The organism is Planctomycetota bacterium, assembly GCA_038746835.1.
GTDB lineage: Bacteria > Planctomycetota > Phycisphaerae > Tepidisphaerales > Tepidisphaeraceae > JBCDKH01.
In genome coordinates this window covers 1-21,105 of sequence record JBCDKH010000047.1, presented here as the reverse complement: position 1 = coordinate 21,105, position 21,105 = coordinate 1, and the positions used below count along the sequence as shown (strand labels likewise).

The following is a 21,105-nucleotide window of genomic DNA, read 5'->3' as shown; positions in this document are numbered from 1 at the left end:
TACTCTTGAGACCCAGCTCTTTCGCTAGTGCACTGACGCGAATCCCTTTAGCCAAAACCGACTCCCGCGGCGATGCCGCACGTGTGTTCGCCAACCAGGGCCGTGCCGCCGGACCATCGTCCGCCACGGCACCGACCCGCCACCCTCGGACCAGCGTCGGCCCGAGAGAACCTCCGGCCGCAGCCGGAGCAATCGACCGTAACCCGCCGTCATGAGCGTCGCGTTGGCACACCGGTGCCGTTGCAGCCACTCCGACGGGAGAGGTCGGGCCGGCATACTAGACGGCCCTTGGCACCGGTGCCGACGAAACAGACGTCACAAAACCGCTTTTCTCACAAGTCAACAAGCCGACTTGCCGACCGAGTTCATGCCGGCGGCGGTGGCACGCGACCCTCGGCTAAGGCGGCCTCCTCGTCCTGCTCATCGGCGAACTCTCTGCCCTCGCCGGCCGGCACGGGTGGGTTGACCAGCGGCGAGTCGTCGTCCTTGTGCATCGCTTCCAGCTCCGGCGGAATGTCGTCCTCAGACGCATCATCGCCGACCGACTCGTCGTGCGTGACGATTTCAGGCGACATGCCCTCGACGTGCTCGGCGGGGCCGGCCTGGTGCGCGGGCTCGTCGGCTTCGTCAGCCGCGGAGGTGTCAGTGTCGTCAACGGGGCCGGAAAGCAGGGCGTCCTGAGCTTCGTCTGCCGAGGGAGCGGGCGTCGCGTCGAGACGGGCCGTGGTAGCGCCGACTTCGCCGAGAGCCGGCGCACCTTGGCCGGACGGACGATCTTCCGCGACAGGCGCGGGAGGCAGGTTGCCCAGGAGAGCGTTCCGCGCGAGGCTCGCCCCTTGAAGGCCTGCAGCCTTGGCCTCGGCCTCGGCCTTCTTCTTGGCCTCCTGCTCCTTGACGACGATCTTCGCCTCTTCCGTGCACACGTCGACCATCCGCTCTGCCAGCTCGAACTCGATCTCAAGCTCGTCCATCAACGGCTGCTCGCCGACCTCTTCGATATCGCGGACGTCGATCAGACCCAGCGCGATGATGCGGTCCATCAGGTCCTGATTCTCTGCGACCTCCGGCACCTGACGCAGGATCGACTCGAGCCGGTCGATGTTCCCCTGGAACTCCTGCGGCGTGAGGATGTCGACGTCCCAGCCTGTCAGCCTCGCGGCGAGACGGACGTTCTGACCACGCTTGCCGATGGCGAGACTGAGCTGGTCTTCGTTCACGACGACCGTCGCCCGCCCAAGCTCGAAGCAGAGCGAGACTTCCGCGACCTCCGCCGGCTTGAGGGCGTTGGCGATGAGGATCTGCGACGACTCGTTCCAGCGGACGATGTCGATCTTCTCACCGCCGAGCTCGTCGACGATGTTGCGGATGCGGCTGCCACGCACACCGACGCAGGCACCGACGGCATCGACCTTCGCATCGACTGACGCGACGGCCAGCTTCGTCCGGGCACCGGCCTCGCGGGCGAGCGCGCGAATCTCGATCGTCCGCTCGCCGACTTCCGGCACCTCGCGCTCGAACAGCCGGCGGATCAGTTCCGGGTGACTTCGGCTGAGGATGATCTTGACGCTCGACGGCGTGTCGCGGACCTCGACGATGAGCGCCTGGACGGCGTCGTTCTCGTTGTGAAACTCGCCGGGAATCTGCTCGCTTCGCGGCATGATGCCCTCGACCCGCCCGAGGTTGACGATCATGGTCGGGCCCTCGAAGCGGACGACGCTGCCGTTGACAATCGTGCCGACCTTGTCTTTGTACTCCTCATAAATGCTGCCGCGCTCGTCCTGGCGAAGGAGTTGGATCATGACCTGCTTGACGGTCTGAGCGCCGATGCGGCCCATCTTTTCCTGCGTCAGGTGCTCGCCGTTGCGCCACATGTTGATCGTGCCGCTCTCGCGGTCGACGGCCACTTGGAACTCGGTGACGTCTTCGACCTGGTACTGCCGACGCAGGCCGGATGCGATGGCCTGTTCGATGTCGACGAAGACGGCTTCCTTTTCGATGCCCCGCTCGCGGGCGATGCCGTCGACGATTCGTACGAGTTCTGCGTTCATGATCTGGTTGTTCGAGTTGTTCTGGATGTCCCGATTGTCAAAGCAGCCGCCCAAATGGGCGGCCGCGTCACGCCATCGTAGGCCTCATTCGCCGGTGTCGCGTCGAACGCGGTCGATGGACGGATGCAGCTCGCCCGGCCGAGGCAGGCGGGCACCGTGGACGATCGCCAGGACGTAGACGGTCTTGGCCTCCTCATCGATCGTGAAGAGGATCAGGTGGTTGTGGTGAACCAGCCGACGGATGGGGTAGGGCAGCGACTCGTAGCCGGTTGCAAGCACGCAGCGGCTCGGCATGAAGTCGAGTTTCAGCGCTTCGTCGTACGCCTTCGCGTGCCAATCAAGCCCCGGATCGGGGTGATGCTCCTGCACTGCGATAAAAAGGGCGTGTTCGTTTAGGTCACGACGGGCGGCCTTCGTGAACCGCACGCGATAAGCGGGTTTCGCGTCGCTCACGGCTTATTCTTCTTCAATCCCATGCGGACGAAATCCTGCTCCAACTCTTCGCGTGAGATGCGGAATGCCTCCTCAACCGACATCGTCCGCCCGGCCTCCATGTCGGCGATGCCAGCTTTGACGGCTTCGAGATCGTCGGCATTCGGGAGATGCACCGGCGTGACATCCGCGACCGAAACGCCGTCGCGGACCAGCTGAATGCCTTCGCCACGCGCTAGCCGCTCTTCCAGCGTCTGCCGCAGATCGATCGTCTCGTCGGCCAGGTCGATGACAGCCATGTCGCGATCCTACTGCATCATCCCGACAGGGACCGCGACCGGCGTCTCCGTGCCACCGGCTGTTTCAGGGGCGTCGAAGGTCAGGTTCGCACCGGTCTCGCCGGGCTCGAAGAGGTGAGCGCGGTCCAGGTCCGGCACGAGGGCCATCCGCTGGTCGGCTTCGACGCCGCGCTGGGCGGGGACGCGAGCCACGGGCTTCTTGTGGTACTTCGTGGAGAAGTACGTATCCATGTCGCTGCCGAGTGGCTCGATGACCCCGATCACAGCCTCGATGCCGCCGGAGGTGCCAGACGGCGAAAGGCTGAAGTGCTCGGGGCGGACACCCAACACCAGGTGCTCGCCGATCCGGCCCTGAGCCGCCTGCTGGAATCGGGCCGGCAGGGCGACCTTGAAGCCATCGCCGGGAACCGAGAGGTCGCCTTCGAGCAGATTCGGCCGATCCGGGTCGTTCTCGTCGCCCGTCGAACGGACGTTGGTGAGCTGGCCTTCCTCGAACATGAGCTGGCCGGCGTCTTCGACGAGTCGCCCGTGGAAGAAGTCCATCGGCGGCATGCCGATGAATCCCGCGACGAACCTGTTGGCCGGCTTCTGGTACATCAGCAGCGGGCTCTCCGCCTGCTGGATCAGGCCGTCCTTCATGACGACGATGCGATCGCCCAGCGTCATGGCCTCTTCCTGGTCGTGCGTGACGTAGATGGTCGTCGTCTTGAGCCGCTGGTGCAGCCGCTTGAGCTCGGCCCGCGTCGTCACACGCAGCTTCGCGTCCAGGTTCGACAGCGGCTCATCGAAAAGGAAGACCGCCGGATCCCGCACGATCGCCCGGCCGACGGCCACACGCTGACGCTGGCCACCCGACAGAGCCTTGGGCTTGCGATCGAGAAGGTGTTCGATGTCGAGCACGCGAGCGGCGTCGCGGACGCGCTGGTCGATTTCGAGCTTCGGGAAACGCCGCAGCTTCAGGCCGAACGCCATGTTCTTGTACACCGTCATGTGCGGGTACAGGGCGTAGTTCTGGAAGACCATCGCGATGTCGCGGTCCTTCGGGGCAACGTCGTTGACGACGCGATCGCCGATCGAAATCGTTCCGCCGCTGATCTCTTCAAGGCCGGCGACCATGCGGAGCGTGGTGCTCTTACCACAGCCCGAGGGCCCGACCAGCACGACGAACTCGCCTTGCCCGATCTCGAGCGTGGCTCGATCAACGGCTTTGACATCGCCGGGGTAAATCTTCGTGACGTCGTTGAGCAGAACGCGTGCCATGGATCGAGAAGCGTAACCGAGGGGATGGGCGTGGGCCAGTCGGGCGGGAGAGAGGAAGAGAAAGCTTGAAGCCTGAAGGCCGGGCGTGAGTCACAAGCCTCTCTGACCTTCAAGCTTCCCGCTTCAACCTTTCCGGATCACCCTCCTAGCGCCGCCTCGATCTTTCCGACCGCCTCCTCGTCGAGTTCGATACCGCTCGCCTCCACGTTTTCGCGCAGCTGCTTGGCTTTGCTAGCACCGATGATGACGCTGGTGACCTCCGGCCGACGCAGGCACCACGCCAGCGCCAGCTGGGCCATCGTGCAGCCGAGGTCGTCGGCGATCGGCTGGAGCTTCTGGACGCGGTCGAGCACCTCCGTGTCGCTCATCATGCCCTGGATGAACTTGTTCTGACGGTCGTCCTTGGCCCGCGAGTCGCCGGGCAGCGGGTGGCCGGGCTTGTACTTGCCAGTCAGGACACCCTGGGCCAGCGGGCTGTAAACGACCTGGCCGATGCCGTTGCTGTGCGAGACGTCGAAGACCTTCTCCCACTCGCGGTTGATCGCGTTGTACGGCGGCTGGCTGCTCTTGGGCGGGTAGAAGCCTTCAGCCTTGCAGAGGTCGAGCGTCGCCTGGATCTGCTCCTGGTCCCACATCGAGAAACCCCAGTAGACGACCTTGCCCTGCTTGACCAGATCGTCCATCGCCCGCACCGTCTCTTCCAGCGGAGTCTCGGGGTCCCAGCGGTGGCACTGGTACAGGTCAATGTGGCTCGTCCTGAGGCGACGCAGCGAGCCCTCGCAACTCTCGACGATGTGCTTGCGGGACAAGCCTTTCTGCGTCGGCAGATCGCCCATGGGGAAAAAGACTTTCGTCGCCAGGACGTACGCGTCGCGAGGGCGATCACTCAGGAGCTCGCCCCAGACCGTTTCGCACTCACCCCGGGCGTAGACGTCGGCGTTGTCGAGGAACGTGACGCCCGTGTCGAAGGCGGCGTCCATGACCTCGCGTGCCGCGTCGTTACCCAGCGCATTGCCGAACGTGAGCCACCCTCCGAGTCCGACTTCGGAGATCATCATGCCGGTATCGCCAAGGCGTCGGTACTTCATGGGCGAGGCGTTGTAATCGGTTTGATCGGAACCCTCAACGATGGCAGCTGCACCGGCTAGCCAATCGTCAAAAACGCCATATCGGCTCGCGGGCAACTGGGATAACATGTCGACTGACCAATCCGGCGTTGTTCGGTCGATCCTCGCTGAGGGTGGCTGCAACTTGTCGCAACCTTAGTGATGACCACTCCCACCGCTTCGCCTGCTGCTCGGGCTCCCTGACTCGGCTTCTCGTCTTCTTCTGATCTTCGAACATCATGTCTCGACTCGCCCCCTCGCGCACCGGACCGCGTGTCCGACGTCTCATTCTCGCCAGTGCCATTGCGGCCGTTGGCGCTTCGTTTTTGATGCCGGATCGACTGTTTGCTGAGACGCCGGAGCCGGTGAGCGACGTCGACATGGTCGACTTGATCACGTCGATGTCCGAGGCCGGACTCACGCCGGACCAGATTCGCGCGATGATGGCGGCGCGCAGCGGCATGTCCTCGTCCGCCTCTGACGACGGCCTGCCGTCGGCTGACAAGGTGACCAAGGGCCTCGCCAAAGCCGACAACGACGAAGGGCAACTGTTCTCTGTCTGGTACGCCGCCGATCCCGCGGCAGCGGAGCCGGGCAAGATTCTCGCCGAAGTCCCCGCGAGCCTCCTCGGCCGGGACTTGCTTCTGGCGACCACCGTCGGCTCGGGTCCACTGGCCGGCCTGCAGTGGGACGATTACCTCGTTCGCATGGAGCGACGTGGCAAGAACGTCGTCCTGGTCGTCCCCGACCTGCGCAATCGCGGCAGCGGCACCGTCGGCGAGGCTGTCCAGCGAACATACCGCGAACGGATCCTCGTCACGCTTCCGGTCCGAGCCAAAGGCAGCGGCACGCTGCTGGTCGACTTGAAGCCCCTCACGCTCGGCTCGGCCATCCGAGTCCCGTCGACCACGTTCAGCTCTCCAGCACTGTCGCGGCACACGAAGGTCAAGGCCTTCCCAGAGAACGTGCTGATCGAAGCCGAACGCGCCGGATCGACGGGCGTGCCGCAGGTCGTCAGCTTCAGCTTCCGCAAGCTCCCCGGCGGCAACGGCCTGGCCGGCGGTTACCGGCCGCGCGTCGCTGACGAGCGTGTCGGCTATTTCATGAGCGTCGCCCAGGACTGGTCCAAGCCCTTCGACGCCCGCGAGACCGTCGAGCGGTTCATCCACCGCTGGAACCTGCAGAAGCTCGACGAGAGCCTCGAAAAGAGCCCGCCACGCGAGCCGATCGTCTTCTACATCGAAAAGTCGGTCCCGGTCCGCTGGCGTCAGGCCGTGCGTGACGGCATCGCTGAGTGGAACAAGGCGTTCGAAGAGCGTTGCGGCATCGTCGGGGCGATCGAGATTCGCCAGCAGACCGACACCGCCTACGCCAACATCGATCCCGAGGACGCACGGTACAACTTCTTCCGCTGGATCGTCAGCGACACCGGCTTCGCGATCGGCCCGAGCCGGGTCGACCCGCGGACGGGGCAAATCCTCGACGCCGACATCCTCGTGCCCGACTCGTTCACGCGTGGCTACCAGAGCCAGCTGGACGTGCTCGGCCCGAAGACGGCCATCGCCTTGGCTGACGCCGAGCAGATGATGTTCTGGCTTGAACATCCCGGTTTCATGCCGGCCGGCGTGACTGAGGCGGACATTCGCGAATCGATGAGCGAGCTCGACCCGAGCGAGCTCTATGCCGCGGCGGGCAGCAACTTCGGCATTTCCGAAGCCGACCCGAATGCTGGCGTTGACGCTCGCAACCGGATCGCCGAGTCGCTCGGCCTTGCGGGTCGCAACAACCGCATCGTCGCCAGCCGGACCTCCGGCGCCCACGGTGCCTGCAGCCATGCCGAAGGCCTCTGTGGCCAGCTCGCATTGGCGCAGTTCGCGCACAACGCGTCGCTGATCGCGGCCGCGTCGGACAAGTCGGTCGCCGGTAGCGAGGCGGCTGACGAGCTCGAAGAACAGCTGGCCGAACTCGCCGACAAGATGGGCGCTGAGATGCCCGAAGAGCTGACGGCCGCCATCGCCAAGGCCCGTGCCGAGGCCGAGGAAGTCGAGGGCGACGCCGACGAGTCGGCATCCGCTGACGACGAGGCCAAGGAAGAAGCAGCGGAGATCGAAGAGACGCCGGTCAAGATTCAGCCGCTGCCCGACAAGTACGTCGCCCTGATGCTCCGGCAGCTGGTCGCCCACGAGGTCGGCCACACGCTGGGCCTGCGTCACAACTTCAAGGCATCCAGCTGGCTCACCGTCGACGAGATCAGGGAGCGTCGCAAAGACGCGACGCAGCCGACGTCCGCCAGCGTGATGGACTACAACCCGCTGGTTCTCTTCGCTGGTGACGATCCCGGCGAGGTAGAAACCTTCGCCTCACCCGTCATCGGCCCGTACGACTACTGGGCGATCGAATACGGCTACAAGATCCTGCCGCGTCGTACTGAAAGGCAGAAGCTCGACGAGATCGCCTCGCAGAGCGGCAAGCCCGAGTACGCCTACGCCAGCGACGAAGACGCCCGCGGCGGTGGCAGCATCGATCCGGCGGTCAACCTGTTCGACATGGGCAAGGACCCGATCGAGTGGGCCCGCACCCGCAACGAGTTGGCCAACGAGATGCTCGAGACCGTCGACGAGTGGTCGCAAGGTGACAACGAGAGGTCCGAGTTCCTGCGTCGTGCGTTCTCCAGGCTCATGTTCGAAAAGGCGATCAACCATCGCTACGTCGCCCGCATGGTCGGCGGCCAGCACATGAGCCGAAGCCACCCGAGCGACAAGATCGAAGAGGGTGCCCATCGCCCCGGCCTGACCCCGCTGACCGCTGCCGAGCAGCGTGAGGCACTGGCCTTCCTGGCCGAAACGGTCTTTGCCGACGGCTACTTCGACGTCGAGGCCGATCTCCTGCACCGCGTCCACCGCGATCGCCTGCAGGGCAAGAGCGGCTTCGGAAGCGTCATGGGTCGCATCGACTTCCCGGCACACGCGTCGATCCTGCGACTCCAGGACTTCAGCCTCGCGACGCTCACCGATCCGCAGATCCTCCAACGCGTCTACGACGCCGAGATCAAGGCCGCTCCCGAGGGCGACGAAGAGCCCTTCACTGCCAACGAGCTGATCGTCGGCGTGAGTGACGCAGTCTGGGGCCAGGAGACCGACGAGCTGCTCGAACTCGACAGCATCCGTCGCAACCTCCAGCAGCAGCACCTGCAGTACCTCCTCGCCGCTGCCGACAGCGAGCCGGGACGTCTGATGAGTGCCGACCTGCGAAACCAGGTCCGCCAGCAGGTCCGCACGCTCAAGGGCCGCATCGACGAGGCGCTCGAGGACGGCATCGAGGACGCAGCGACGCTGGCCCACCTCGCCGAGAGCAAGGACCGCATCGCCAAGGTCCTCGACGCCCCGTACATCAAGGGCGGCACCGGCGGCGGGAGCACCGTCATCCTCATGATGGGTCAGGAACAAAACTAACCTGTGGCTGAGCGACTTCAGTCGCTCTGTCTGTCAAAAACCCAGAGCCCCACTCGAACGCCGGGTGGGGCTTTTTGCTGCGCGGGTCTCCATCGCGTACACCGAACTGCGTGTCGCAGCTCGCCTGGTTGACGCTCGTCGAGACGCCGGGCCTGGGTCCGATGCGGGGCCGAGCGCTCGTCGACGCTGCCGGTTCCGTCGAGGCCGCGGCGGCTGGCGAGGGGCTCGATCGCGTCAAGGGCATCGGTTCCAACCGCGTCGCGACGCTGCGGGCTGAGCTGCGCAAGGCTGCGGCGCGGGCGGTCCGGCGGATCGAACAGGCGGACCGCCTCGGGCTCAACATCCTCACGCCGTCCGAAGACGACTGGCCGGCGATGCTGGCGGACCTGGCCGATGCGCCGCTGGTGCTCTGGTGCTGGGGCCGGCTCGAAGCCCGCGACCTCCACGCGATCGGCATTGTCGGCAGCCGCGAGCCGACCGTTTACGGACGCGAGCAGGCCGGCAAGTTCGCCAACCGCCTCGCGACCAACGGCGTGACGGTCGTCAGCGGCGGGGCGTACGGCGTCGACACGGCCGCCCACCGTGGAGCACTCGCAGCGACCGGCGGTCGGACGCTGGTCGTCCTGGGCAGCGGGTGCGACGTGGCCTACCCGGCGGAGAACGAGCAGCTCTTCGCCCAGGTCGCCGACGGCTGCGGTGCGGTGCTGAGCGAACTGCCGCCGGGAACGAGGCCGAGGCGGGAGCACTTCCCACGGCGCAACCGGATCATCAGCGGCTTGTCGCGCGGCGTCCTGGTCATCGAGGCGGCCCAGCGGAGCGGTGCGCTCATCACGGCCCGCGTCGCCGCGGACGACCACAACCGCCCGGTCTTCGCCTTACCCGGCCGAGTCGACAACCCGATGGCGGCGGGTCCGCTCGTGCTGCTGCGCGACGGCGCGAGGCTCGCGCTGTCGCCGGAAGACCTGCTCGACAACCTCGGCCCGCTGCCGCATTCGACGTCGACGGCCAAGCCGTCCGAGCCCGAGCTGTTCGAACCGGCCCGCGAGCCCGAATCCGCACCCGTCGCCCCGGCATCGCCCGACGAACAACGGCTCCTCGACGCCCTCCACGCCGGGCCGCAAGGCCCGGATGCCCTGTGCGACGCCACCGGCCTCCCCGCTGCCAAGGTCCAGACGCTCCTCACCATGCTCTCCGTCCGCGGTCTGATCACGCGTCTTCCCGACAACACGTACGAGCGACGCAGGTAATCCCTACGACCGACTGCGAGCCGCAGGCTCGCAGTACGAGTCCGCTATCGCGCTACGTTCTCGCGTGGCTGCGACGATCGCCATCCTCGACTACGGGCTCGCGAACCTGCGTTCGGTGCAGAAGGCGTTCGTGCATGTGGGCCACGACGCCGAGATCGTGAGCGACCCGAAGGCCGCGAGCCAGGCGTCCCACGTCGTGCTTCCCGGCGTCGGGGCGGTGGGCGATGCACTCCGCAACCTACGCGACACCGGGCTGGCCGAGGTCGTCGTGAACCACGTCGCGGCCGATCGCCCGATGCTGGGCATCTGCCTCGGGCTGCAGATGCTCTTCGAGGTCTGCCACGAAGGCGGCGAACACCACGGCCTCGGCCTGCTCCGAGGCGAGGTCCGGCGGTTCGACGTCGACCGCACGCAAGGCCTGGCCGTCCCGCACATGGGCTGGAACCGCCTGGCCGTGCGAAATCCGTCGCCCGTGACGCCGCCCGAGTTCGAAGGGCAGGCGGTCTACTTCGTTCACGCGTACCACGCAGTGTGCACCGACGCGTCCGACGTCGCAACGACCACCGACTACGGGGGCGACTTCGTGAGCAGCGTGTGTCGCGGGAATCTGGTCGCGACGCAATTCCACCCTGAAAAGTCCCAATCCGTCGGGCTCGCGATGCTCGACCGCTTCGCGCGGATGTGAGCGCTCGTCTGCGCTGTGAACTCGACGCTTCCGTCGAAGCCGTCGTCAGAGCGCAGCGTCGACGCGGGTCTGGATCGAAGGTCGCAACGCGTCCGAGACCCGCTCCGGAGCATCGCTTCGCTCAGCTCTCGGCTTCGGAGCTGCTCATGCTTCAGAACGCGACCGCTTCGAAAGGATGTCATGCAACTGAGCCTGTGCGTGCCCCACGTCCAACCCGGTGTCGACAGTGTGTGTCGCGACCGATTCGTACCAGGGCATGCGTTTCTCCAGCAGCAGCGCGACTTCGTCACCGACTTCGTGGTGGGTCAACGATGGTCGCGTGCTCGTGGATGTCGGGTCATTCGTGATCCGATGCGCGAGTAACCCCACGTCAGCTAGCAACAAAACGCGTGGTGCATCAATGCTCTGCAGCAGGCGTCGATTCTCCTCCCGGACGACGATGCCGCCGCCGGTGGCGAGGATGCCGTCGCGGGCGAGGCAACCTCGAAGAGCGTCCGTCTCTCGATCACGAAACCCATCTTCCCCTTCGTCCGCGAAGATCTCGGCGATCGTCCGACCCGCAGCCCGTTCGATCTCGGCGTCGGTGTCGACGAACGGCAGGCGCAGCTCCCGAACGAGGCCGCGTCCCAGCGTCGTCTTGCCGCTGCCGCGCGGGCCGAGCAGTATCAGACGCGGCTTCGGCACAGGCCGAATGTAGCGCCGTCGTGTAGTCTCCCCGCCATGAGCGACGGTCTGGCGTACAAGCGAGTGCTCCTCAAGGTCAGCGGCGAGGGCTTTTCCAGCGAAGGCGGCTTCGGCATCGAGGCCGAGCCCATGGAGCGGCTGGCCCGAGAGCTCGTCGAAGTCGCCCAGACCGGGCTGCAGCTCGCCGTCGTCGTCGGCGGCGGGAACTTCATCCGCGGCGCCACCTTCAGCGAAGACGGCCGAATCCCACGGCACACCGCCGACTACATGGGCATGCTCGCCACCGTCCTCAACGCTCTGGCGCTGCAGGAAACGCTCGAATCCCTCGGCCACCCGACGCGGGTGCTCTCCGCGTTCCCGATCAGCACCGTCTGCGAACCGTTCGTCCGGCGTCGTGCGATTCGCCACCTGGAGAAGGGCCGGATCATCATCCTGGCAGCTGGGACCGGCAACCCGTTCGTCACGACCGACACGTGCGCGGCCTTGCGTGCCAACGAGATCGAGGCCGACGTCGTGCTGAAGGCGACGAAGGTCGATGGCATCTACGACAAAGACCCCAAGAAGCACGCCGACGCCGTCAAGCACGACGAGGTCAGCTTCGAGCAGGTGATCCGTGACGACCTGAAGGTCATGGACACGGCCGCCTTTGCCATGTGCCGAGAGCAGAAGATGCCGCTGGTGGTCTTCAACGTTCTTGAGCCCGGCAACGTGATGCGTGTCGTGAAGGGCGAGAAGGTTGGAACGCGGATCAATCCGTGAGGCACGCGAGACGCGCTATTGTCTTGCCATGCCGATCGACGACATTTTGCTGGAGTGCGAGGACCAGATGGAGAAGGCCGTGGCGCATCTGCACCACGAGCTCCGGGGCGTTCGCACCGGGCGGGCGTCGCCGGCGCTGATCGAGTTTCTGAAGGTCGACTACTACGGCGCGCCCACTGATCTCAAGAGCATCGCGGCCATCAACGTCAACGAGGGCAACCAGCTCATCGTCAAGCCGTTCAGCCCGGCCGACATCGGCCCGATCAACAAGGCGATCGCCGACTCTCCGCTAGGCCTCAATCCGCAGTCGGACGGCAAGCAGATCCGCATCGTGCTGCCGTCGATGAGCATGGACCGACGCAAGCAGCTCGTCGGGCAGGTCAAGCAGTACGGCGAGGAGTCGAAGGTCAAGATCCGCAACGCCCGCCGCGACGCGAACAAAGACGTCGACGCCGAGGAAAAAGCGGGCGAGATGGGCGAGGACGACGCGTCGCGTGCCAAGGACGACGTGCAGGACCTCACGAAGCAGTACGAGGAAAAGGTCGTCGAAGCCTGCAAGAAGAAGGAAGACGACGTGATGGAGGTGTGAGTGTTGATCTGAAGCCGAAGTGGAAGCTTCGGGTTTCGAGTTGAGGTCAGTTCGCTTGCTCGGGAACCCGAAGCTGCCGCTTCGGCGTCGGGTGGAGTGGGTCATCCCCGGAGAATCGTTCGTTATCGGAGCGTTGTCGACCGTGTCGGTGAGCGTGGGGACTGGTCGATGCTCAACGCATGGCTGGCGATTCCTCGACCGACGACGCAAAACGCAAGACGGCTCCGATTGACGAGACGGACGCCGTCTCGCCAGAGGCCGGGATGCGGATGTACGCGGCGATCCTCGGGCATCCGCCGGAGGTCGATCCGGAGCTGCCCGATCCGTTCGCGACGGGACGCCGCAAGCACCTGACCGACCTCCTGCCGCACAGCACGTCGTCTGCCGAGTCCACGCCGACGTGGCGTCAGCTGCTCGACCACGCTGCCAGCGCCACCGAGCACGCGACGCGTCGACTCGAGCAGGCCCGGCAACGTCTGCGCGATCGTGCGGCCTGAGCCGCTTGTCGCGGCAACGCGACGCGATAGCGTGTCGGCCCATGACCGCGACCTTCGACGATCTGCGACCCAAGCTCCAGGCCATCGGACAAGACCACGTCCTGGCCCACGTCGACGACCTCGACGACGCCAGTCGGCAAAAGCTGCACGATCAGCTGGCGGCCCTCGACTTGGACGAGATTGCGGCGCTCGCAGAGTCGCACGTCAAACAGAAGCCCGAGGCCCACCTGCCGAGCGACCTCGCGCCGCCGGAGGTTCTGCCGCGACTCCCCGACGCTGCACGCGTCGACCTGTACGACCAGGCCCGGCAAAAGGGCGAAAAGCTCCTCGCCGACGGCAAGGTTGCAGCCTTCCTCGTCGCAGGCGGGCAAGGCACGCGTCTGGGCTACGACGGGCCCAAGGGCGAGTTCCCCGTCACGCCCGTCAAGGACAAGCCGCTCTTCCAGGTCTTCGCCGAGCAGATCAAGGCCACCGGCGACCGCTACGGCAAGCCCGTGCCGTGGTACGTCATGACAAGCGAAGTCAACGACGCCCGCACCCGCGAGTTCTTCGAGAAGCACGACTACTTCGGCCTCGACAAGGCGAACGTCACGTTCTTCGTCCAGGGCATGATGCCCGCCTTCGGCACCGACGGGAAGCTGCTCCTGGCCGAAGACGACTCGCTGGCCCTCTCCGCCGACGGTCACGGCGGCAGTCTGAAAGCGCTCGCCAAGACCGGTGCGCTGGCCGACATGAAACAGCGGGGCATCGAGCACCTGTCGTACTTCCAGGTCGACAACCCGCTCGTCCGCGTGCTCGACCCGCTCTTCCTCGGGCTCCACGCGCACTTCGAGAGCGAGATGTCGAGCAAGTCGCTGCCCAAGGCCAACGCCAAGGAGAAAGTCGGCAACTTCTGCGTCGGCGACGGTCAGCTTCAGGTCATCGAGTACTCCGACCTTCCCGATTCCGTCGCCGAGCAGACGAACGACGACGGCAGCCTGAAATTCAACGCCGGTTCGATCGCGATCCACGTCATCAGCGTCGCCTTCATCGACCGGCTCACCAGCGGCGGAAGCCTCTCACTGCCGTGGCACCGGGCCGACAAGAAGGTCCCGCATCTCGGCGAGCCCGACCCGCAGTCGCCCAACGGCGTGAAGCTCGAGCAGTTCGTCTTCGACGCGATTCCGCTCGCCGGCAATGCGATCGTCTACGAGACCGATCGGGCCGAGGAGTTCAGCCCGGTTAAGAACGCCGAGGGCAACGACAGCCCGGCCACGAGCCGCCGCGACCAGGTCCGCCGCGCCGCTCGGTGGCTCAGCGGTGCCGGCGTGGAGGTGCCGACCCTCGACAACGGCGAGCCCGACGCCGTCCTGGAAATCAGCCCACTCTTCGCCGACAGCGCGGAGGAGACGAAGACCAAGGACCTCCCGCCGACGCCAATCCAGCCGGCGGCTCGGATGTACTTCGGGGAGTGAGGGAGGGAGACCAGAAAGCTTGAAGGAGGAAGCTTGAAGCCTGAAGGGCCAGAGTTGCACTTCTTCAAGCTTCAGGCTTCCACTTTCAAGCTTTCCGACTCGCTCCTATCCTGCCGGTCATGGGAGACACGCCGACCATCGGCGATCTGCAATCGGCGATGGAGTCGATCGCACCGACGCGGCTCGCCGAGTCGTGGGACAACGTCGGCCTGCTCGTCGGCGACGCGGCCGCGGAGCTTTCGGGCGTTTCGCTCTGCATCGATCTCACCGCAGACGTCCTGGCCGAGGCTCGGCAGAGCGGGGCGAACGCCGTCGTCGCCTACCACCCGCCGATCTTCAAGGACGTCAAGACGCTCCACGCGGGCGACGTCGTCTTCGACGCCATCCGGCAGGGCGTGGCCGTCTACTCGCCGCACACCGCACTCGACGTCGCACCCGGTGGGACGAACGACGTCCTCGCCGATCTGCTCTACCTGACGCACCGCAAGCCGCTGGCACCGAAGCCGGCGTCCAAGGGCGATCTGCGGCTGGTGACGTTCGTCCCGGCCGACCACGCGGACGACGTCGCCAAGGCCCTCTTCGACGCCTGGGCCGGCAGCTACGGCGACTACGACTCGTGCGCCTTCCGCACCACCGGAACCGGGAGCTTCCGCGGCCTCGACGGCTCCAACCCGGCCATCGGTCAGCCGGGTCAGCTGGAGACCGTCAAGGAAGTCCGCCTCGAAACGACCCTGCCTGCAGGGAAAGCCGACGAGGTCGTTGCCGCACTCCGCCAGACCCATCCGTACGAGGAGGTCGCCTTCGACCTGCTGCGACGCGAGCCCGACCCGGCCCAGGTCGTCGGACTCGGTCGCATCGGCGACTTCGACGAGCCGGTGCCGCGCGACGTGCTGTTCGGTCGAATCCGTCGCGAGCTCAACGTCGGCGAGTTGCTCGTCGCCGGCCCCGTCGACGGCGAGGTGAAACGCATCGCCTGCTGTGCCGGCTCCTGCGGCGACCTGCTCGATTCAGCCGCCAAGCAGGGCGCTGAGCTGTACGTGACGGGCGAGCTGAAGCACCATGACGCCCTCCGCGCCGCGAAGCTCGGCCTGACCGCCGTCTGCGTCCTCCACTCCAACAGCGAGCGGCCTACGCTGGACGTGCTGCGCCGGCGCTTGTCAGATCTGCTGCCGGCGTCGGTCGAGGTCGCGGTGTCGCACGTCGATCGCGATCCGTTTGTGATTCTGTGACCCTCGGTCCGCCGCTTACACGGCTTTTCGGTCGGTGAGTGACCTGTTACCAGTTTCATCGTCCCTGATCTGGGGCGATTCCGATAAGCTGCTTAGGCACGTGCGACGGAGGGCACGTGCGTTCTGAGCATGTCCACTGCCACCTTGCCACCGTCCAACACCCGCACGTCGGGGTCACAGTCCGGCCGCACGACGGTCCGACGATCGGTTCCTTCAACGATGCCTGACGATCCTCAACGTGATCCTGCCGATGCTTCGCCGGGTCTGTCGTCCGAACCCCACGGCGGCTACCGAGGCTACTTCTGCCTCATCAGCACCCACGGCTACGTCGCCGCCGAGGCCAAGCTCGGGCAGCCCGACACCGGCGGACAGGTCGTCTACGTCCTCGAAGTTGCGAAAGCCCTGCGCCTCCTCGGCTACCGCATCGACGTCGTCACCCGCCAGTTCGAAGGCCAGCCCGAGGTCGACGAGATGGGCGAGGGCATCCGCGTCCTGCGCATTCCGTTCGGCGGCGAGAAGTTCATCGTCAAGGAGAACTTCCACGACATCGTCGAAGAGGGCATCGCCAACCTGCTCAAGAAAATCGACGCCGACGGGCTGCAGTACGAGCTGGTCAGCAGCCACTACTGGGATGCGGGCGTCATCGGGCAGGCGGTCGCGGACAAGCTGGACATTCCGCACGTCCACACGCCGCACAGTCTGGGCGCGTGGAAGCGCGAGCAGATGAACGACCAGAACACGCCGCCCGACAAGTTCGAGACCTACCGCTTCGACGAGCGCATCGAGGCCGAGACGAAGCTGTTTGCCAAGTGCGACCACCTCATCGCGACCAGCCACCAGCAGGAAGACCGTTTCTTCAACTACTACGGCATTCCCGACGAAAAGGTGACCGTCATCCCGGCGGGCTTGGACGAAACCCGCTTCAAGCCACTGCCGGATGAGAGCATCCCCGCCGTCCGGGAGCGATTGGGCTTCGAGGAGCACGACATCCTGGCCCTTGGACGCATGGCTCGGAACAAGGGGTACGACCTGCTCATCAAAGCCATGCCTCGGCTGATGGAGCTGGTTCCCGGCGCACGCCTGGTCATGGCCGTCGGGCACAACGACTCGAAGCAGGATCAGAAGCAGATCGACGAGCTCCGCCGCCTCGCCGCGAGTCTCGGCGTGACGGACCACGTCGTCTTCTACGGCTACGTCAGCGATGACGACCTGCCCGACGTCTACCGCGCCGCCGCCGTCTACGCCTTGCCCAGCCGCTACGAGCCCTTCGGCATGACCGCCGTGGAGGCGATGGCGTGCGGGACGGCGTCGGTCATCACGACGCGTGGCGGCCTGCGGGAGTCGGTCGAGTTCGGCACGCACGCGCTCTGGGCCGACCCTGAGCGTGAGGGCGAACTGGCGTACTGCCTCGCCTTACCGCTTCTGTATCAAGCGATTCGCGACCAGCTCGAGGAGCAGGGCAGCACCTGGGCCCGAAAGAACTTCGCCTGGCGTGGCATCGCCCGGCAGATGCTCGACGTCTTCAGCCGCGACGACGTCCTCAACCGCCGCCTCGAAGCCGGCGCCCCGCGTCGCGGCGTCGCCAAACGCCTCCCCGCAAGCCGCAGTGGTGCTGGTGAGTTGTTGCGGTAGGTCCATCGAGCCGATGCAATAAGCTCGGACCCGGTGCCGTTGTGGCACATTGCGTGATGACCGCCACGGACGACGCCAGCCACGCCGCCGATCCAGAAGAGACATCCGACGACCAGCTCGTGGCCGCGCTCAAAGCCGGGGACTCCAGCGCGGCTGACCAGCTCGTCGATCGTCACACGCCCGCGTTGCTCGGCTATCTCCGCCGAATCGCCCGTGGCGACGCCTCGCTAGCCGAAGACCTGCATCAGGCGACGTGGCTGAGCGTGCTGGAGCACCTCGACCAGTTCGACGAATCCGCCGCTGGCCCGGGTTTCAAGCCGTGGCTGTTCCGTATCGCGACCAACAAGGCCCACGACCACTTTCGCCGCACGGGTCGGGAGCGGCGGCGAGTCGACCGCGTCGCCAACGATCCGACGCTCACGCCCGACGACGCCGAGGCCGCTGATGCGGACGTGCTGCGTGCCGAGCAGGCCGAGGCGATTCGGCATCTGGTGCTGGAGCTGCCCGACCCACAGCGACGCGTCGTGGAGCTTCGGTGCTTCGCGGGCCTGACGTTCAAGGAGATCGCCGACACGCTCGACTGTCCGCTCAACACGGCGCTGGGTCGCATGCACAAGGCGGTCAAAAAGTTACGTCTGGCGATGGAGTCGCCGCAATAGTGCCCGCAGCCACGGCGTTGAATTAAACGAAACGAGCTTTGCGACCCATGTCCGACCACGACGACCACGATCTCCCCGCCGACCTTGCCGACGCGTACCTCGCTGCCGATCGTGGTGAGGCGGGCGATGCCGAGCTGGCGCGGCTGCAGACGCACGTCGCCGACTCGTTCGCCACGCCGCCCACCGACGCCGAGGTCGCCTCGGCTGCTGTTCATGCCAAGCGACTGGTCCACAATCGCTTGCAGGCACGGTCGTCCAGCGACGTCGTCGGCCGAATCGGGTTCGCCGGCGAGAGCGACGCCTCGTCGACGGCATGGCGGGTCATCCGCTGGCCCCTGGCTGCTGCGGCAAGCCTTGTCGCCGGGTTGGTGCTTGTCACGTTCCTCACGTCCGACCAGTCCGAGTCCGGACGACTCGCAGGCAACCCACAACAGCCAACACAGCAGACCAACGTCCAGAACGCCCCCGAAAGGCAGGACGTGGAGAGCCTCTTCACGAGTGCCACGGACGACTGGTCGGCCGCGGTGGCGTATCTCGACGCGGATGCGATTTTCGCTGATACGTCCGGCGAGGCCTGGCCGATTGACGACTCGTTCGACATCGGCAGCTGAAACGACTTTTGACTGGAGACGACGATGGTCCGCGCCCTTCTGATTGCCAGCCTCGCCCTTGCCACACTCGGCTCGGCCGAGGCCCAACCACCTCCGCCGCCGGACGGCTCGATGGGACCTCCCGATCGGCCGGGCATGCGCGACCGTGGCGATCGCCAAAGGGCCGGATCGTCGGATCGCGACCGTCGTCGCGGCCCCGCAACCGTTGCCGTCGACAGCGAGCGGTGGACCAAAGCCCAGGTTTTCCTCACCGAGAACTCGCCGCACCGCATGGCGATGTACGAGCGGTTCGTCGAGCGGATGGACGCGCTCGGAGACGAGCGGCCGCAGATGCAGGAACAGGTGCTCGGCCGACTTCGCGGACGCATCGTGCGACGCGTCGAGGAGCTGGGCCGGCTACAGGAGTCGAATCCGGATGAGCACGCCCATGCCCTCCAGCAGTTCCGCAGCGAAGACGCGATCCTCGGCCACCTGATGGACGCGCGTGAAGCCCGCGAGGCTGGCGATTCTGATGGCGTCAAGAACGCCGTCGCAGCCGCACGGAAGGAAGCGGAGCGATTTCTCGGCCTGGCGCTGGATCGTCGTGCCCGACAGCTCGACGAGGCGTCCGAGCGACTCGACCGCGAACGTGCCCGCCTCGAACGCGACCGCGAACGCGTCAACGAACTCAGCCAGAGCATCCTGGGCCGATTCGAACGCATGGTCGACCGCGACGATCCCGAAGGTGGCCCCCCGACGACGCCATCCCCTCGCCGCGACCGTGGACCACGTCCCAGCACGCGACCGGTCAGCTAGCGGTGGATGCCGTTTGCTTCTTTGTTTCGAGAGCGTTGGCAGTTAGCCGCCCGCGTCAGCGGGCGCATTTGGTGTCGAAGTGCCCGCTGACGCGGGTGGCTCAATGACCGAGCACAACACGCTGGTCTGACACAACGTCGACTCGCGACGTGCTGCTGAATCATCACGCGGGCTTTCCCATCGCGTCTGCTCGAAGCCCGCTCAGGTCTGACCCATCCAGCTGCCGTCGTTGGCGCTGTCGAATGCCTTTTTGATCATGGCGGCGACGTCGTCGGAGAGCGGGCCCTTGGCGGCGTAGTCGAGGTTGGTCTGAGCGTTGACAGGGTTGGTCGTGCCGACGATTGCCGTCGAGACGCCGGGCTGCATGAGCGTCCATCGCAACGCAAGTTCCGGCCAGTCGAGGCCGAGGTCGCCCGATGTCAGGCCCATCTTCGCCAGGCGATCCGTGTAGGTCGCGGCGTACTTCTGGTAGAAGCCCTTCTGATCGTTCAGGTCACGCCACGCCGCATTGGCAATTGGCCGCTTGACGATCACGCCGACGTCGTGCTTCTGGGCCAGCGGTAGGACGGCTTCGACGTTGTGCTGGTCGGCGATGTTGACGCTCGTTTCGATCGCGGCAATATCTGGCAGCCGACACGCAAACGCCGCCGCCTCGTTGTCGCCCGAGTAGCCGCAGTGGAGGATTTTCCCGGCGTCGCGTGCCTCGACGAGTGCACCGAGCGCCTCGTCCGCCTCGAGCACGTCCAGCGGGCAGGAGTGGAGCAGCATCACGTCGACGCGGTCCGTCTTGAGCAGCTTGAGCGCGTTGTCGACGTCTTTGTGGACTCGATCCGGGGTGAAGCTCGACGGGTTGCCGGCGCTTCCGACCTTGCTGACCAGGACGAACTCGTCGCGGCGTCCCTTCAGATTGTCGCCCAAGAAGGCCTGGCTGCCTGGATAGCCGGTGGCGGTGTCGAGGACGTTGACGCCGCTGTCGAGCAGCTTGTTGACCAGGGCGACGACGTCATCGCTGTGCTCCTTCAGGAAGGACGCCGGGGCCGTGCCGTAACCGAGGACGGAGACATCGAGGCCGGTCTTACCGAAGGGCCGTTTGGGCAGATCGCTCATGACGAACGCTACAGCGAAGGCGGTGCCGAGCCTTCAGAGGCTTTGTCGAAGAACGTACATTGACACCGTGGACCCGCAGCAGGCCGTGCCGATCGTGTTGAACGGGCCGGGCCTTCGCGTGCTGATCGTCGGCGGCGGGGCGGTCGGAGCACGACGAGCCACGTCGCTGGTCGAGGCCGGGGCGACGGTCCGCGTCGTGACGATCCAGCAGCGCGCCACACTTCCGGCAGAGGCGTCCGTCGAACTTCGTCCGTTTGAGCCGAATGACGTCGATGGCGCGAACCTCGTCGTGGCCGCGACGGACGATCCGGCCGCCAACGCGAGCGTGGGCGACGCCGCGAAACAACGGAACGTCTTGTGTTGTCGGGCAGACGTGTCGGAGTTGGGCGAGGTGCTGTTCGCTCGAAAAGTGACGGCCGGGCCGATGGTTGCGGGCGTGGTGTCCGGCTCGCCGACGATGAGCGGTCGCGCGGTCGAGGCCGTCCGCCAGACGCTGGAGCCGCTAGCAGAATTCGCACGGGCGCAGTCGTCGATCCGCAGCCTGGTCAAGGCATCGCCGG

20 protein-coding genes are annotated in these 21,105 nt (G+C 66.0%); 13 read left to right on the top strand and 7 right to left on the bottom strand.

Translation table 11 applies throughout. The annotated features are described in order from the left end of the window. Nucleotides 1-365: 365 nt before the first annotated feature. The 5 genes from nusA to AAGI46_06865 form a co-directional block, all read right to left on the bottom strand. Nucleotides 366-2,048, bottom strand: a complete 1,683-nt coding sequence (gene nusA / locus AAGI46_06885) for a transcription termination factor NusA (protein ID MEM1011932.1) — start codon at nucleotides 2,046-2,048, stop codon at nucleotides 366-368. An 84-nt stretch (nucleotides 2,049-2,132) separates the two neighbouring features. Beyond that, complete coding sequence (locus tag AAGI46_06880) at nucleotides 2,133-2,501, bottom strand: type II toxin-antitoxin system RelE/ParE family toxin (protein MEM1011931.1); 369 nt, start codon at nucleotides 2,499-2,501, stop codon at nucleotides 2,133-2,135. Next, nucleotides 2,498-2,779: a hypothetical protein gene (locus AAGI46_06875; GenBank protein ID MEM1011930.1), complete on the bottom strand. Its 282-nt coding sequence runs from the start codon at nucleotides 2,777-2,779 to the stop codon at nucleotides 2,498-2,500. The genes AAGI46_06880 and AAGI46_06875 overlap by 4 nt, the downstream gene beginning before the upstream one ends. A 9-nt stretch (nucleotides 2,780-2,788) precedes the next feature. After that, the gene (gene ugpC, locus AAGI46_06870) at nucleotides 2,789-4,039 is read right to left on the bottom strand and encodes a sn-glycerol-3-phosphate ABC transporter ATP-binding protein UgpC (GenBank protein MEM1011929.1); all 1,251 of its coding nucleotides are present in this window, start codon (nucleotides 4,037-4,039) and stop codon (nucleotides 2,789-2,791) included. Nucleotides 4,040-4,176: 137 nt separating this feature from the next. Then, entirely contained in the window at nucleotides 4,177-5,127 is a 951-nt protein-coding gene (locus AAGI46_06865) for an aldo/keto reductase family protein (protein ID MEM1011928.1), read from the bottom strand. A gap of 347 nt (nucleotides 5,128-5,474) precedes the next feature. Here AAGI46_06865 and AAGI46_06860 point away from each other — a divergent pair, with 347 nt between their 5' ends. The 3 genes from AAGI46_06860 (at nucleotide 5,475) to hisH (ending at nucleotide 10,529) form a co-directional block, all read left to right on the top strand. Then, nucleotides 5,475-8,597 (top strand): zinc-dependent metalloprotease, encoded by a 3,123-nt coding sequence (locus AAGI46_06860; GenBank protein ID MEM1011927.1) that lies wholly within the window; start codon nucleotides 5,475-5,477, stop codon nucleotides 8,595-8,597. 110 nt (nucleotides 8,598-8,707) lie between these two features. Beyond that, entirely contained in the window at nucleotides 8,708-9,844 is a 1,137-nt protein-coding gene (gene dprA / locus AAGI46_06855) for a DNA-processing protein DprA (GenBank protein ID MEM1011926.1), read from the top strand. Between the two features lie 64 nt (nucleotides 9,845-9,908). Further along, entirely contained in the window at nucleotides 9,909-10,529 is a 621-nt protein-coding gene (gene hisH, locus AAGI46_06850) for an imidazole glycerol phosphate synthase subunit HisH (GenBank protein ID MEM1011925.1), read from the top strand. A gap of 144 nt (nucleotides 10,530-10,673) precedes the next feature. Here hisH and AAGI46_06845 read toward each other — a convergent pair whose 3' ends face one another. Continuing rightward, the gene (locus AAGI46_06845; protein MEM1011924.1) at nucleotides 10,674-11,213 is read right to left on the bottom strand and encodes a shikimate kinase; all 540 of its coding nucleotides are present in this window, start codon (nucleotides 11,211-11,213) and stop codon (nucleotides 10,674-10,676) included. Nucleotides 11,214-11,249: 36 nt separating this feature from the next. On the opposite strand from AAGI46_06845, the gene pyrH reads away from it, so the two are divergent. The 9 genes from pyrH to AAGI46_06800 all read left to right on the top strand — a co-directional run bounded on the left by pyrH (nucleotide 11,250) and on the right by AAGI46_06800 (nucleotide 19,438). Beyond that, nucleotides 11,250-11,972, top strand: a complete 723-nt coding sequence (gene pyrH / locus AAGI46_06840; GenBank protein MEM1011923.1) for a UMP kinase — start codon at nucleotides 11,250-11,252, stop codon at nucleotides 11,970-11,972. A gap of 28 nt (nucleotides 11,973-12,000) precedes the next feature. Next, a complete protein-coding gene (gene frr, locus AAGI46_06835) occupies nucleotides 12,001-12,561 on the top strand; it encodes a ribosome recycling factor (protein MEM1011922.1) in 561 nt (186 codons plus the stop codon). Nucleotides 12,562-12,740: 179 nt separating this feature from the next. Next, nucleotides 12,741-13,058 (top strand): hypothetical protein, encoded by a 318-nt coding sequence (locus AAGI46_06830; protein MEM1011921.1) that lies wholly within the window; start codon nucleotides 12,741-12,743, stop codon nucleotides 13,056-13,058. Between the two features lie 41 nt (nucleotides 13,059-13,099). Next, nucleotides 13,100-14,512, top strand: a complete 1,413-nt coding sequence (locus AAGI46_06825) for a UDPGP type 1 family protein (protein ID MEM1011920.1) — start codon at nucleotides 13,100-13,102, stop codon at nucleotides 14,510-14,512. Between the two features lie 119 nt (nucleotides 14,513-14,631). Then, entirely contained in the window at nucleotides 14,632-15,741 is a 1,110-nt protein-coding gene (locus tag AAGI46_06820) for a Nif3-like dinuclear metal center hexameric protein (protein MEM1011919.1), read from the top strand. Nucleotides 15,742-15,960: 219 nt separating this feature from the next. Continuing rightward, a complete protein-coding gene (locus AAGI46_06815) occupies nucleotides 15,961-17,373 on the top strand; it encodes a glycosyltransferase (GenBank protein ID MEM1011918.1) in 1,413 nt (470 codons plus the stop codon). Nucleotides 17,374-17,429: 56 nt separating this feature from the next. Next, nucleotides 17,430-18,032, top strand: coding sequence for an RNA polymerase sigma factor (locus AAGI46_06810; protein MEM1011917.1), 603 nt, complete (start codon nucleotides 17,430-17,432; stop codon nucleotides 18,030-18,032). Nucleotides 18,033-18,079: 47 nt separating this feature from the next. Continuing rightward, complete coding sequence (locus AAGI46_06805; GenBank protein ID MEM1011916.1) at nucleotides 18,080-18,643, top strand: hypothetical protein; 564 nt, start codon at nucleotides 18,080-18,082, stop codon at nucleotides 18,641-18,643. Between the two features lie 24 nt (nucleotides 18,644-18,667). Further along, a complete protein-coding gene (locus AAGI46_06800; GenBank protein ID MEM1011915.1) occupies nucleotides 18,668-19,438 on the top strand; it encodes a hypothetical protein in 771 nt (256 codons plus the stop codon). Between the two features lie 201 nt (nucleotides 19,439-19,639). On the opposite strand, the gene AAGI46_06795 is transcribed toward AAGI46_06800, so the two are convergent. Further along, nucleotides 19,640-20,545: an aldo/keto reductase gene (locus AAGI46_06795; protein MEM1011914.1), complete on the bottom strand. Its 906-nt coding sequence runs from the start codon at nucleotides 20,543-20,545 to the stop codon at nucleotides 19,640-19,642. 67 nt (nucleotides 20,546-20,612) lie between these two features. Here AAGI46_06795 and AAGI46_06790 point away from each other — a divergent pair. Next, a partial coding sequence (locus tag AAGI46_06790) for an NAD(P)-dependent oxidoreductase (GenBank protein MEM1011913.1) occupies nucleotides 20,613-21,105 on the top strand: 493 nt, incomplete at its 3' end.

Coding starts and splice junctions, on each gene's coding strand:
- AAGI46_06820 (MEM1011919.1), top strand. CDS start 14,632: ATGGGAGACACGCCGACCATCGGCGATCTGCAATCGGCGATGGAGTCG.
- pyrH (MEM1011923.1), top strand. CDS start 11,250: ATGAGCGACGGTCTGGCGTACAAGCGAGTGCTCCTCAAGGTCAGCGGC.
- AAGI46_06825 (MEM1011920.1), top strand. CDS start 13,100: ATGACCGCGACCTTCGACGATCTGCGACCCAAGCTCCAGGCCATCGGA.
- AAGI46_06865 (MEM1011928.1), bottom strand. CDS start 5,127: ATGAAGTACCGACGCCTTGGCGATACCGGCATGATGATCTCCGAAGTC.
- nusA (MEM1011932.1), bottom strand. CDS start 2,048: ATGAACGCAGAACTCGTACGAATCGTCGACGGCATCGCCCGCGAGCGG.
- AAGI46_06860 (MEM1011927.1), top strand. CDS start 5,475: ATGCCGGATCGACTGTTTGCTGAGACGCCGGAGCCGGTGAGCGACGTC.
- AAGI46_06815 (MEM1011918.1), top strand. CDS start 15,961: ATGCCTGACGATCCTCAACGTGATCCTGCCGATGCTTCGCCGGGTCTG.
- AAGI46_06800 (MEM1011915.1), top strand. CDS start 18,668: ATGGTCCGCGCCCTTCTGATTGCCAGCCTCGCCCTTGCCACACTCGGC.
- AAGI46_06805 (MEM1011916.1), top strand. CDS start 18,080: ATGTCCGACCACGACGACCACGATCTCCCCGCCGACCTTGCCGACGCG.
- frr (MEM1011922.1), top strand. CDS start 12,001: ATGCCGATCGACGACATTTTGCTGGAGTGCGAGGACCAGATGGAGAAG.
- AAGI46_06795 (MEM1011914.1), bottom strand. CDS start 20,545: ATGAGCGATCTGCCCAAACGGCCCTTCGGTAAGACCGGCCTCGATGTC.
- AAGI46_06810 (MEM1011917.1), top strand. CDS start 17,430: ATGACCGCCACGGACGACGCCAGCCACGCCGCCGATCCAGAAGAGACA.
- AAGI46_06830 (MEM1011921.1), top strand. CDS start 12,741: ATGGCTGGCGATTCCTCGACCGACGACGCAAAACGCAAGACGGCTCCG.
- AAGI46_06875 (MEM1011930.1), bottom strand. CDS start 2,779: ATGGCTGTCATCGACCTGGCCGACGAGACGATCGATCTGCGGCAGACG.
- ugpC (MEM1011929.1), bottom strand. CDS start 4,039: ATGGCACGCGTTCTGCTCAACGACGTCACGAAGATTTACCCCGGCGAT.